Raw genomic sequence first — 12578 nt, 5'->3', positions numbered from 1 at the left:
ATGAGGCTGCGGTAGTGCGCGGGGGACGGCTGGGGCACGGATGCGGCGGTAGTGCACAGAGCCGGCGGCCGGAGCGCGGATGTGGCGGCAGTGCACGGAGGTGGCCGCTGGGGTGTTGGGCTGGAGACGGTTGCCGGAGCGATGGGTGCGATCACGGCGGTCCGGCGGCCGGTCTCGGCTCTTGGGCGGGGGGCCGGCTATTTCGCGCAGAACGCCGTCTGGTCCGCAGCCAGGCAGGGTTCCTGCTCCTGAGCAGGCCCGTCGCCGGCGGGGGCGTCCCGAAGGATCTGCTGCAGGTCCTCCCGGGCCCGTTCGAGACGCTGGATGTTCTCGGTGAGCTCGGCGTGCAGGGCGGTCACGGCCTCGCGCGGAACCTGCTCGCACTCGCCCATCCCGGCGATCCGGCTGAGTGAGAAGCCCAGCTCGGTGAGGCGTTTGATGCGCAGGATGCGGGCCCGGTGGCCGCTGTCGTACTGCTTGTAGCCGTTGGCTCCGCGCTGCGGCTCGGGCAGCAGGCCGACCTCGTGGTAGTGCCGGACCGTCCGTAGCGTGACGCCGGTCAGTTCGGCGATCTCGCGGGTGCTCCAGGACATGATGCGGTTCTCCCCTCCGGCTCGGATGCGTACCTCCACTCTTCGGGCTGCCGGGGGCCTCGACCAGTGCGGTCACGTCACCGTTGGGGGCGTACGAATGTCATGGTGCGTTAGTGAGATCTGCCTTGTTCGACACCGCGCAGAGGCACTCTGACCTGCTGCATTACGGCGACTTATAGTGACGGTCAAATCTTCGTCAAGCGAGCGAAACCGGCCAAGTCAGCAGCTACGCTCTCTGAACGTAACCAATCGTCGTTCCGGCGTGTGCACGCGGTCGTAGCCCTCGGCCAGTCGTTCGTGCGGCCGGAGCAGAAGGCCGGTGCCCGTCCATGCCTGATCGCCCCGCGCACCCCTACGGGCTGGACCCGTACGAGGAGCCGATCGACCGCCCCGTCCCGGTCGCGGTGGCGCCCTCCGCCCCGTTGCGTTCGACGGGCTTCGCCGTCGGCCGGTCCGAACGGCGCGAGGGTTTCGTCGGCGGGGGTGTGGCGGACGCCGTGGTCAGGGGGCGTGTCAGCGCGGGTGAACGTGGCCGTGCAGATGAACGTGGTGTTGGGGCTGGACGTGGTGTCGTAGATGGCCGGACCGACGCAGGGCTGAGGCCTGGGCATGTCGTGGACGGTGGGGCCGGACGTGGCGTTGGGGATGGCCGGACCGACGCGGGGCTGAGGCCCGGGCATGTCATGGACGGCGGGGTCGCCGAGCGTCTGAGCTCGCGCTCCAGGAGGAGGGCGGGCAGCAGGGACGCTGAGCGTCGGGGCTCTGAGCATGCGTTGGACGGCGGGGTCCCCGAGTCCCCGAGTTCCGGGAGTGTGGCGGATGGCGGGGTCGTCGAGCGTCTGGGTTCCGGGAGTGGGGCGGATGGCGGGGTCGCCGAGCGTCTGGGTTCCGGGAGTGGGGCGGACGGCGGGGTCGCCGAGCGTCTGGGTTCCGGGAGTGCGTTGGACGGCGGGGTCGCCGAGCGTCTGGGTTCCGGGAGTGGGGCGGACGGCGGGATCGCCGAGGTCCTGGGTTCCGGGAGTGTGCCGGGCGGCAGGGGCCCTGAGCGTCGGGGCTCCCGGAATGTGTTGGACGGCGGTGCCGCTGAGCGTCTGGGCTCTGGGAGTGCTTCGGACGACGTGATCGCCGAGAGCTTGGGCTCCGGAAGCGAGGCGGAGGGCGGGGTTTCGCGTCGATCGCGGGCCGATGCCCGCCGCGAGCAGCCGCAGCCTGGTGCTCGCCGCGCCGAGGCCCGGCCGGGAAGCCGCCGGGCCCGTCGGGAGCAGGAGAACACCGAGCGCACCGCCCGTGGCCGCCACCTGCAGCTGCCCCAGATCGCGGCCGCTGCCCTGGGCGTGCTCGCGGTGCTCGGAGGGGTGGTGGTGGCGGTGGACAAGATCCCCGGCGACGGCCAGGAGAACACTGCGGCGATGACGTCGACCACGGCGGTCAGTGAACTGCCCTCCGTGTCGATGCATGCCACCCCCTCGGCTGCGGCCTCCGCGCTGGACGCTGAGACGCAGTCCGCCCGGAACCCGACCAACCTGGGCCGGGCACCTGCGCTCGACCAGATGGTCGACAAGGAGAAGCTCGCCCGGGCCGCCCAGAAGGCCGCCGCGGCCAAGGAGGCCGAGAAGGCGGCTCAGAAGAAGGCCGCCGACAGTGCCGACAGCGCTGGCCGACCGCGCACGGTGGGGGCCGCCGGAGCGGTGAAGGTCGGTGTGTTCCGCGGCACCTCGGCCGCTGAGGTGCAGAAGTTCGGCGAGTGGCTGGGCCGCGACGTCGACTACGCGATGGACTTCTCCACCCGCACCAGCTGGGACGAGATCGCCAACCCGCACTACATGCTCGAGGCCTGGAAGGGCTCGGGCTACCGGATGGTCTACGCCACCGCCATGCTGCCCACCCAGGACATGTCGGCCACCATGGCGGCCGGGGCCCGGGGCGAGTACGACGAGCACTTCCGCACGCTGGCCCAGAACCTGGTGGCCGCCGGTCAGGGCGACTCGATCATCCGGCTGGGCTGGGAGTTCAACCTCAGCGCCTCACGCTGGCACCCGGACACGAAGGAGAACTTCATCGGGTACTGGCGGCACATCGTCGACGCGATGCGCTCGGTCCCGGGCACCGAGAACCTCCAGTTCGACTGGAACCCGAACATCGGCGGGGAGACCTACGACTCCCGTCTTTACTACCCCGGCAACAAGTACGTCGACTACGTCGGCGTCGACATCTACGACATCTCCTGGGCCCCCGGCGCCTACCCGTTCCCGGCCGACTGCGACGAGGCCTGCAAGCTGCAGCGCCGCAAGGCCGCCTGGAACGACAAGCTGAACGGCACCTTCGGGCTCAAGACCTGGGCCGACTTCGCCCGGTCGAAGGGCAAGCCGATCACCCTGCCGGAATGGGGTCTGTGGGAACGGCCGGACGGCCACGGCGGCGGCGACAACCCTTACTACATCGAGCAGATGTACAAGTTCATCAACGACCCGGACAACAATGTGGCCTACCAGGCGTACTTCGAGTACGACGTGGGCGACAACGGCAACCATGCGCTGTCCACGCACACCGCCTCGGGCAACACGTTCAAGGAGCTGCTGGGGAAGTAGCCCGGCCGGCACCGCTCAGAAGAAAACCCCCGGTCGAATGACCAGGGGTTTTCTTCTGACCACGTTGTCAGATGATGCCCGAACGCATCGCGTAGGCCACCGCATGGGACCGATTACGCAGGTTCAGCCGGGTCATCATGGTGTAGAGGATGTTCTTCACCGTGCGCTCGGAATACTTCATCCGCTCGGCGATCTCGGCGGTGTCGAGACCGTCGGCGAGCAGCCGCAGCACGTCGACCTCGCGGGTCTCCAGACCCGAGGCGGTGAGCCCACGCGGGGCGAGCACGTTCTGCTGCAGGTGCGCCACCTCGCGCAGCAACTGGCCCTGGACCCGGGGCGGGAGCTGGCTGTCGCCCTCGGCCACCGTGCGGATCAGGTCGTTGAAGTGGTCGGGAGTGATCTGCGCCCGGGACATCGCGCCGGCCACCCCGATCTCCGCCGCCGCCAGCCAGTCGCCGTCATCGATGTCATCGAGGATGAGCACGAACGGCGGCTTGCAGACCTCACGCAGCACCCGCAGCCGGTGCAGCAGCCGCCCGCTCAGCCGGGGGGCCACGGCGACCACCACGTCGGCCTGGGGGAGCTGGGCCGTGGGCAGCAGCTGGATGCCCTGGCCGGGGCCGACCAGGCCGGCCACGCCGGCCCGGCTGAACACGTCGGCCGCCTCGACGGCGATCCCGATCCTTCTCGGGTACCGCTCGCTCACCACGGCCGGCCGGTTGGTTCCGGGCCAGGTGCGGGGGCTGGTCTGCGGGCCAACGCTCATGCTCGAACCATCGCTTCCACGTGTCACGGGTCCTGTTGTGCCGCTCGGCCGGGCTGCTTCCGGCCGGTACCGGCCGAGAGGATCGGGAGAACCAGCGTTTCCGCCAGACGCATTTCCGCTGGTTCTGAACCTCCTGGCGTCCGGATTGAACGACGGGTGTCTATCTATACCGCGATTTTGGCCCTTAAGGACATGATCGGAACCTTAAGCCAACGTCAGATCCCGTTCTCTGATAAAGAAACTGCTGATCAGCGCGCCGAGAACTTTTTCCGCCCGCCGACCGATACAGAGCCGGATGCTGCTGACCGTGAAAGACCCGCGACAGTGCGCAAAACAATTCAGGCCCGCCCCGGAGGGCGGACCTGAAATCGATCAGTTGCCGAGCGTGACCGGAACTTTCGCCAGGCTCATTTCAGTGTGGTGTGCGGAATGGCGATGATCTGCGCCTTTCCCTGTCCCGCCCCCAGGGTGGTGTAGCCGCGGCCCGGCCGCACCGGCACCCGCATCTGGCTGTGCGTGAGCCGGATCCCCAGCAGGTCACCCTCCAGACTGGTCTGCGGGGCCAGCAGCACGCCCTGGCGACTGCGCTTGGCCTCGCCCAGCCAGCCTCCGGCCGGACCGGTGAGCACCTCGCCGGACCCGGCGAAGGCGATGCCCAGCCCGCGGTCCCGGCCGACCGAGGCGACCTCACGCAGTACCGGGTCGAGCGGATGGCCCGGGCCGAGCAGGTCGACGTCGTCGATCAGCAGCACGGTCTGGCTGCCGCCGGGCCCGCCCGGGGCGACCAGGGCCCGCAGTTCCTCGACGTTCGGGCGCAGCCCGGACAGGAGGTGGACCGACTGGTGGTTGGCCAGCCGCCGCAACGGCGACTCCCGGGGCGTGATCACGATCAGCTTGGTGCCGGTCGCCAGCAGCGAGATGCCCAGGGTGGCCAGCACATTGCTACGGCCCGAGCCGGACGGCCCCCCGACCAGGAAGGCGTGCGCCCGCCCGCTGAAGTCGACGGTCAGCGGAGTCGGGTCGCCGCCGCCGACCCCCAGCAGAGCGTGCAGCGGCTGGCGCTCGGCCTGCGGCCAGCGGCCGAACAGGTCCGAGAACGCGGCCTGGGACGGCAGAGCGGCCACCGGACGTGGACGCCGAGAGTCGGCCAGGTGCTGGTCGCGTTGCGCGGCGTCCAGGCCGATCGCCCGCAGGGCCAGCGCCTGTCCCTGGCCGGAGGGATCGGCGGCGAGCAACGCCACCTGCACCTCGACCTGGTCCTGGGTGCGCCAGGCCCGGCCGGGCGGGATCACGGTGGGCAGCCGGTTGGCCGGCACCCCGATGATGCCCAGGTCGCTGCGGTCGGTCATCCGCAGCATCAGCTTGTTGTCGCTGAGCGAGGCCACCCGGCCGGCGCTGAGGGCCCGCTCGGAGGTCATGATCGCGTGGATCCCGGCCCCGGCGCCCTCGCGCAGGATCTCCTGCAGCACCGCGTACAGCGCACCGCCGTCGAACTCGGACAGCATCGTGGCAAGGGCGTCCCAGCCGTCGACGAACAGGAAGATGTGGGCCGGGGCGGCCTGAGACGCCTCGCGTCCCAGCTTGACCCGCAGCTCGGGCAGGTCGGCCACGGTGTGCTGGGCCAGGAGCTGGTGCCGGCGCTCCAGTTCGCCCGCCAGCCAGGTGATCAGCCGGGTCAGGCGCTCGGTGTCGGCACGCGGGACCACCCCGCCGCAGTGCGGCAGGTCGGTGAGAACACTCAGCGCGCTGCCGGCCGCATCGATGGCGTACATGTGGACGTCGGCGCTGGAGTTGGAACGCGCCAGGCTGCCGGCGAGGGTGCGCAGCACCTGCGAGCGCCCGGCCCGGGGTGCTCCGATCACGAACAGGTGCCCCTCGGTACTGGGGTCGAAGGCCAGCGTCTGCTGCCTCTGGTGGGCCGGCAGGTCGGCCTGGGCGAACGAGGCGATGGTGAGCCCGTCCCGGGTGAAGACCGGTACCCCCTGCTCCCGGTTGAGCCGGTCCAGGTCGTCGAGCAGCAGCAGAGGCGGCAGGGCGGGCAGCCACGGGCTCGGCTGCACCGGCACCTCGGCCTGGCGGGCGGCCTCCTGGATGGCCTCGACCAGGGCGTCCAGGTCGGTGCGCTCGGCCTCGTCGCCGGGCAGGGAGAGGTCGGCCGCCGGGTCGTCGTGGCGGTCGGCCAGCTGCACCGGGCGGCCGAGCCGGCCCCAGGTGAGCCGCTCGGCCTGCGGCGGCGGCAGGACCTTGTCGGCCGCGGCCGACTCGTCCTCCTCGCCGGCGATCGGGGAACCGACGTAGGCGGTCTGGAACGGCATGGTCGAGCGGTGCCCCAGCCGGGCCAGCGCCCGGCCCGGGGTCCGGGCCGAGATGTGCGCGGCGTCGTGGGTGTCGATCACGTCCTGGCTCTCGCCGATGTCGGTGACCCGCAGGGCGATCCGCAGGTTGGTGTTGGCCTTGATGTCGGAGGTGACCACCCCGGCCGGGCGCTGGGTGGCCAGGATCAGGTGGATGCCCAGCGACCGGCCGCGCTGCGCGATGCTGACCAGACCGGGCACGAACGAGGGGGTCTCGCGGGCCATCGTGGCGAACTCGTCGATCACCAGCAGGAGCCGCGGCATCGGGGCCATCCGGGGACTACGTGCCCGCAGCGCCCGGTACTCCAGCAGGTCCTTCACCCCGGCGTCGGCCAGCATCTGCTCGCGCCGGCGCAGTTCGGCGGCCAGCGACTCCAGCGCCCGCAGGGCCAGCGCCTCGTCCAGGTCGGTGACCATGCCCAGGGTGTGCGGCAGGTTCACACAGGCGTGGAAGGCGCTGCCGCCCTTGTAGTCGACCAGCACGAAGACCAGCTCGTCGGGCCGGTTCACGGCGGCCAGCGAGGCCACCATCGACTGCAGCAGCTCCGACTTGCCCGAGCCGGTGGTGCCCGCGATCAGCCCGTGCGGTCCGTCCCGCACCAGGTCGAAGGCCACCGTGCCGTCGAACCCCTTGCCCAGCGGGAAGGTGGTGGAGGCCGGGCGGCGGGCCCACAGCCCGGCGATCAGGTCGGCCGTGGGCGGCTCGGCCCGCAGCAGTTCGAGCAGGTTCACCTGCTGCGGCAGGCCGGCGATCTCGTCCGGGGTCACGTCGCGCAGGCTGGACAGCGAGCGGGCCACGTCCTCGCACCACTGCGGGCTGACGTCGTCGGGCCGGATGCCGGTGACGTTGGGCAGGTCGCGCTGGCGCAGGGTGAGCCCGTCGTGGTCGGCACGGACCACGGCGGTGCACTCCTCGGGCAGCAGCCGCTCCAGGGCGTCCACGCCGATCGTGAAGACCCGCACGGCCGGTCCCTGCACCAGGATGTTCATCACCCCCGGCACGTCCCGCAGCCAGCGCGCGCCGTCCATCACGACCAGCACGTCCGGCTCGGCGAACAGCACCGTGCCCAGCTGCGAGCCCCGGGCCTCGAGCCGGGCCTTGATCAGCTGGTTCAGCTCACCCACCCGGTGCGCGATGGTCTCCGGGTCGTTCCCGACGGTGACCAGCGGGCCACCGCTGCCGGCCGCGAACGGGCGGGCCTGCGGCAGCCAGCGCGCCCAGTTCCAGCGCTCGACCGGCTGACCGGCCGGGCCGCCCATGCCGGTTGGCGCCAGCAACAGGTACAGCCGCAGGTCGCGCGGGCTGTGCAGGGTGGCCGCCTGAGCCACCATCCAGCGCACGATCGATCCGGTGTCCTGCGGTTCCCCGGCCACCCCGACCACGCCGCGCTCGATCAGCGAGACGCCGACCGGGGCGTCCGGAACCGTCCAGCGGTAGCGCCGGTTCGGTTCCTCCCGGGCCGGGTCGTCGAGTTCCATCAGCGACGGCTGGTCGACCGTGCCCAGCCGCATCACCAGGAAGTCCGGGTCGGTGCGGCGGCGCTCCCAGAGCCGGCTGCTCGGGCCGTTGGCGATCAGCCCGACCAGGGCCGGGTCGGGCGAGGCGGCGCAGCGGGCCAGGCGTTCCTCGTTGATGCTGGCGAAGACCTGTTTCTCGGCCTGCATCCGGCGCCGGCGGTACTCGGCACTGTCCTCCCGGTACTGCCGGGCCCCGCTGCGCCGGTCGGCCACCCAGTTGCCCAGCAGCATCAGCGGGGTCATCAGGGTGATCAGCAGGAAGAAGTACGACTTGAAGAAGAAGACGAAGGCCAGGCCCATCACCATCGGCATGAGCATCATCAGCAGCGGGATGCGGCGCCGCTGCGGTGGTCTCGGCGGCGTCGGCATCTTCACCGGGGGCTGCATGAGCGGCGGGACCAGGCGCGGCGGGCGGTTGAAGTCGCGGCCGATCCGGTCCTCGGCGGGGGCCAGGGCGGCGTCCGGGTCGAAGCGGCGGGCCAGGCGCAGCAGGGTGTCGCCGATCGCCAGGTCCATCCCGACCGGCCAGCGGCGGGCGCCCTGGTGTCCTTCCATCAGCGCCGCGTACTCGATCGCGGCGTCCTCCAGGGCCCGGCGGTACTTCGGGTCCGGGCTGCCGACCTCCTCGCGGGGCGGTTCGGGCAGGCTGAGCCGGCCGCCGCGCACGGTGGCGGTCTCGTCGGCCAGAGTCATGCCGGTCTGGGTGAGCCGGGTCTGCCCCAGACCGGAGAGCCAGACCACGCCGTCCTGGTCGACGGTGAGTTCCGGCCCCTGCAGCGGGGTCTGGTCGCTGTCCAGGCGGATCCAGCTGCCCGGGGCGCGACCGATGTCGTAGGTGCCGAAGCCGATCGGCCAGATCCGGCCGGCGTCGGGGCCGCCGACGGCGTGGATCTCCAGCCAGTCCACCCCGGGTTCGGCCGGGCGCCAGTCCGCGTCGTCCGGCGGGGTGGGGGCGGTCAGGCCGATCCGCTGCCCGGAGACCAGGCCGATCTGCGCGACCGTGGCCTCCGGGTCGACCGGCCGGCCGTCCACGTAGGGCTGCCCGGCCGGGCCCGCCTCGGCGTAGCTGCTCCAGGCCTGGGCGGAGGCGCCGGTGGCGGCCGGGGCCAGGTTGTCCACCACCGCGCCGCCGGTCCCGGCCGCGGCGCCCACCAGGACGCCGATCGGGGTCTCCTTGTGCACGTCGAGGACGACGTCCCAGCTCCGCGACGCGAGCGGCGCCTCACCCGGGACCGGGGAGGCGCCGCCGGCGGCCAGCTGGTCGGGGTCGTCCTCGGCCGGGGTGGCGACGCTGATCACCAGCTGCACGGGTAGGTCCTTTCACGCCGGGCTGCCGTTGCGGGGGCAGGAACCCAGTTGTCCAGTTCGCCGGCCTCGGGGCCGGAAGTCGTTCAGGGGCGGGAAGTTCGGTCGTCTTCCTGGTCGCGGGCGCTGACCGCGCTCACACTCAGACCGCCGGTCTGGGGCGAGGCGGGTTCCGGCTCGTCCAGGTCCCACGCCGAAGGGGCTTCTGGGCGTTCCCAGCCCCCGGTGGTCTGGTACTGGGGCTCGAACTCCGGCTGGGCCGGGGAGTACGAGTACTGCGGCGTCTCCTCGTATTCCGGCTCTTCCAGGTAGGCCGGGACGACCGGAGCCGGGGCCGGGGCCGGGGGAGCAGCAGGCCGAGGTCCAGAAGGGGCCGGGGCTGCGGGCCGGGCCACCGGGCGGTCGGGAATCCCGCCGGAGGCGCGCTTCTTCAGCGCCCGGGCCACGCCGCGCTCGACCGGTGCGGAGTCGGTGAACAGCCCCAGTTCCGGTGCCACCACCCGTCCGGTCTCGTCCAGCGGCAGCTTCCAGCGGCGCCCGGCGTAGGGGCCGGCGATCATCACGCGAAGCATCGGCAGACCGGGGGCCACCGCAGTGAGCAGGTCGGCCTCGGTGTCGTTGAGCGGCCCGCAGAACAGCACGGTGAGCGGGTGCTGGTAGTTCCCGGTGCGGGCCCGGGCGTCCAGGTCACGCAGCACGGCCAGGGGCTGCGGGCCGGAGAAGCGCGGATGCAGACCGGAGGCCACGACGACGTCCGGCTCCAGGCTCCCGGCCGGGACCAGCCGGGCCGAGAGTTGGGCAGCCACCGCACAGATCAGGCTGCCGACCTGACGGTCGGGACCGGTCACCTCGATGACCCCGGGGGCGCGCAGCAGGTCGAGCAGGGTGACGGTGCCGTTCTCGGCCCCGATAACGACCGGCACGGCCGGTACGTCGTCGACCAGGTCGGCGGGGCCGGGCGTGACCGCCTGACGGTTTGCCTCCCAACGGTTCTCACGCATCCGCCAGGGTCCCTGGCCCGGTTCCACCCGGCGCAGGCCGGACAGCGCCAGGGTGAGCGTGGTGCGCGAGACCAGGGCGGCGAACGGCCGGGTGTCCGGCTCCCCGGCCAGCCGGGCGTTCGCGTCGCCGAGACCGGTCCGCAGAACGCCGCCCAGCTCGGGATCGTTGAGCTGGGCGGCGATCAGGCGCACGTTCCGGCCGAACCGGTACACCTGCACCGCCGGCCTGACCAGGTCGGCGAAGGTGGCCCGTAGATAACGGCGGATCCGCCCGAAGGTCGACTTCCAGCCCCATCGCCGGCTGTACCAGCGGGCGACGAAGAAGAGGACCACGGCGACCTCGACGAGCAGGACGACCGTGAGAACGGTCGTCCTGCTCAGGCTGATACCGCTCATGAACTAGGCATCCTGGCGTCCGTGCGGAGGTGGGGGATCAGGCGTCGGCGGACTCGGAGGGCTTGGAGTAGCCCAGGTCGAGGTCCTCGAGGTTCTTGATCGTGCTCTCGAAGCTGTCGCCGAAGTTCTTGATGTTGGCGATCGCGTCGCGCAGGTTCTTCTGGAACGTCGCGAACTCCGTGCTCATCACCGGGCTGGACTGCTTCAGCCACAGGCCGCCGTCGTTCGTCAGCAGCGCGGTGACCTTGGCGAGCAGGTCGTCGAGCTCGGTGATGATGGTGTCCTTGTTGTCGTTCATGACCTTGATGACGTTGCGCGCGGCAACCGGGTCGACGTTCACGTCGGGCATGGCGGGCTTCTCTCGCTGGTTTCGGTCAGGTCAGGGCGGGACCGCGATCAGCCGGTGGCCTTGGCCGCCTCGACGATCTGGGCGTCCATGTCGCGCAGCTGGGCCACGATGTTCTCGAACTGGTTGGCCCAGGACGGAATGCTGTTGACGGCCTGGGTCACCGAGGTGTTGAACGCCTGGTACTTCTCGTTCAGCACCGGGCTGGACTGCATCAGCCACAGACCGCCGCCGTCGGCCAGCAGGCCGTTCACCGCGTTCTGGATCAGCGTCAGCTTGGGCACCGTGTCGGTGGCCACCTGGCGCAGCTTCGTGGCCACCACCTGGACGTCTTCGTAGACGACCTTCATGTCGCTCAAGGGGCTGGTTCCTTTCGGTCGGGCCCGGCGGTCACCGGGCGCTCAGGGAGAGGGAAGGGCAGGGCCGAGAACCGCCGCGGGTCAGTCGTCCTCGTCCTCGTAGAGGCCGGGGCCCTCGGTCTGGGTCCAGTCGTCGGTGTCGGCGTTGCCCTTCCACTTGCGCACCGTGCCGTCCTCGTCGGTCATCACCTTGACGTCGTTGTCGATCTTGGCGTCGATGGCGGTGCCGTCGGGGGTCTTGTTGTTGGTGACCTCGACCTTGGTCTCCTTGCCGTCCTCGACACTGACCGCGGTGTACCCGGTGTCGTTGCCCTGGGCGTCGCGGGTCGGGGTGGTCGTGGTCGTCGACGTGCTGTCGTTGTCGTCGTCGTCCGGGTCGTCGAACTTGTTGTCGCTGACGAACGAGGTGATCTGCCCGTCGGAGTCGTAGGTGTACTTGGTCTCGATCGTCTCGGTGGAGCCGTCCCCGTGCTTCAGCGTGGTGCTGGTCGAGCTGGGCCGCTCGCTGTCGCCCTCGTACTTGTAGGTGGTCGTGGTCTCGTAGGCCAGACCCTCCTGCGAGGTGTTCTTCGAGGTCTGCGAGGTGAGCCGGCCGGACTCGTCGTACTGGCTGTCGGTCTTGGCCGGATTGCCGTCGAAGACCGGGGCCGAGACGTTCTTGTTGTCCTTGTGCTGCTCGTTGTAGATCGACTGGGCGTCGGTGTGGGTGGGCCGGGCGCCCGGGTCCTCGGGGATCGTGCCCCAGGGGATCAGCGGGACGGCCTCGCCCTGCACCTTGTTGCCGTGCTCGTCCCACAGCGGTGAGGGGGTGAACTTCAGGTCCTTGGTGGCCTGGTAGCGGTCCCACTCGTCCTTCTTGCCCTGCCACTGGGCCAGGATCAGGCTGGCCAGCGAACTGCTCGACTTGGTGGCGAAGTCGCTGTCCATGTCGAAGAACTTGGTGGCCACGCCGTCGAGCAGCCCGGCCAGGTCGCCGAGGCGGTCCATCGCGTCCTTGAACGGCTGTTCCCAGGCGGTGTGGAACTTGATCAGCGAGCTGGACAGCTTCTGGCTGCCGATCGCCTCGGACCGCTTGCGCACACCGCTGATGCCGGTGCTCAGGCCCGGCACCTCGTTGTCGAGGTTGTCCTTGAGCGTCCGGGCGTCGTTGGCCAGCTTGTGCAGCTGGTCGTAGTTGATCTGAAGGTCCGGCTGTCCGTCGGCCACGGCGCGGGTGCCTCCGTATCTGCTCAGGTGTGCTCAAGGCTGCTCGAGAACACACGTTTCGGGCTGAGGATGGGCTTTGTCAACGCGGCGGTACGCGAGGGCAGATTGCCAGGGAGCTTTCGGGCGGCCCGGCGCCCGGGCTCTGG

9 protein-coding genes are annotated in these 12578 nt (G+C 70.8%); 2 read left to right on the top strand and 7 right to left on the bottom strand.

Annotated elements, in window-relative coordinates; translation table 11 throughout:
- Positions 1-197: 197 nt before the first annotated feature.
- Positions 198-593 (bottom strand): helix-turn-helix domain-containing protein, encoded by a 396-nt coding sequence (locus QSK18_RS23030; RefSeq protein WP_232809991.1) that lies wholly within the window; start codon positions 591-593, stop codon positions 198-200.
- Between the two features lie 1118 nt (positions 594-1711).
- Between QSK18_RS23030 and QSK18_RS23025 the strand changes: the two genes are divergently transcribed.
- Positions 1712-3181, top strand: coding sequence for a glycoside hydrolase family 26 protein (locus tag QSK18_RS23025; protein WP_285623118.1), 1470 nt, complete (start codon positions 1712-1714; stop codon positions 3179-3181).
- A 67-nt stretch (positions 3182-3248) separates the two neighbouring features.
- Here QSK18_RS23025 and QSK18_RS23020 read toward each other — a convergent pair whose 3' ends face one another.
- Positions 3249-3947, bottom strand: a complete 699-nt coding sequence (locus QSK18_RS23020; RefSeq protein WP_232809993.1) for a helix-turn-helix transcriptional regulator — start codon at positions 3945-3947, stop codon at positions 3249-3251.
- Positions 3948-4103: 156 nt separating this feature from the next.
- Here QSK18_RS23020 and QSK18_RS23015 point away from each other — a divergent pair, with 156 nt between their 5' ends.
- A complete protein-coding gene (locus QSK18_RS23015; protein ID WP_232809994.1) occupies positions 4104-4313 on the top strand; it encodes a hypothetical protein in 210 nt (69 codons plus the stop codon).
- Positions 4314-4354: 41 nt separating this feature from the next.
- On the opposite strand, the gene QSK18_RS23010 is transcribed toward QSK18_RS23015, so the two are convergent.
- The 5 genes from QSK18_RS23010 to QSK18_RS22990 form a co-directional block, all read right to left on the bottom strand.
- On the bottom strand, positions 4355-9127 hold the full coding sequence (locus QSK18_RS23010) for an FtsK/SpoIIIE domain-containing protein (RefSeq protein WP_285623114.1): 4773 nt from the start codon (positions 9125-9127) through the stop codon (positions 4355-4357).
- Positions 9128-9210: 83 nt separating this feature from the next.
- On the bottom strand, positions 9211-10521 hold the full coding sequence (locus QSK18_RS23005; RefSeq protein ID WP_232809996.1) for a hypothetical protein: 1311 nt from the start codon (positions 10519-10521) through the stop codon (positions 9211-9213).
- 37 nt (positions 10522-10558) lie between these two features.
- Positions 10559-10870: a hypothetical protein gene (locus QSK18_RS23000; RefSeq protein ID WP_232809997.1), complete on the bottom strand. Its 312-nt coding sequence runs from the start codon at positions 10868-10870 to the stop codon at positions 10559-10561.
- Between the two features lie 47 nt (positions 10871-10917).
- Complete coding sequence (locus QSK18_RS22995; protein WP_352396624.1) at positions 10918-11217, bottom strand: hypothetical protein; 300 nt, start codon at positions 11215-11217, stop codon at positions 10918-10920.
- A gap of 90 nt (positions 11218-11307) precedes the next feature.
- Positions 11308-12432 carry a hypothetical protein gene (locus QSK18_RS22990; RefSeq protein ID WP_232809999.1) on the bottom strand — a complete coding sequence of 375 codons (1125 nt, stop codon included), beginning with the start codon at positions 12430-12432 and terminating at the stop codon, positions 11308-11310.
- Positions 12433-12578: the final 146 nt, after the last annotated feature.

It is taken from the genome of Kineosporia sp. NBRC 101677, from assembly GCF_030269265.1.
Classification (GTDB): Bacteria; Actinomycetota; Actinomycetes; order Actinomycetales; family Kineosporiaceae; genus Kineosporia; species Kineosporia rhizophila.
The sequence above is the reverse complement of the archived record's forward strand: the minus strand, read 5'-3'. Positions and strand labels throughout refer to the sequence as shown.

Excerpts from the sequence above, each read along its gene's own strand:
- QSK18_RS23030 (WP_232809991.1), bottom strand. The coding sequence starts at position 593 with ATGTCCTGGAGCACCCGCGAGATCGCCGAACTGACCGGCGTCACGCTA.
- QSK18_RS23020 (WP_232809993.1), bottom strand. The coding sequence starts at position 3,947 with ATGAGCGTTGGCCCGCAGACCAGCCCCCGCACCTGGCCCGGAACCAAC.
- QSK18_RS23005 (WP_232809996.1), bottom strand. The coding sequence starts at position 10,521 with ATGAGCGGTATCAGCCTGAGCAGGACGACCGTTCTCACGGTCGTCCTG.
- QSK18_RS23000 (WP_232809997.1), bottom strand. The coding sequence starts at position 10,870 with ATGCCCGACGTGAACGTCGACCCGGTTGCCGCGCGCAACGTCATCAAG.
- QSK18_RS22995 (WP_352396624.1), bottom strand. The coding sequence starts at position 11,217 with ATGAAGGTCGTCTACGAAGACGTCCAGGTGGTGGCCACGAAGCTGCGC.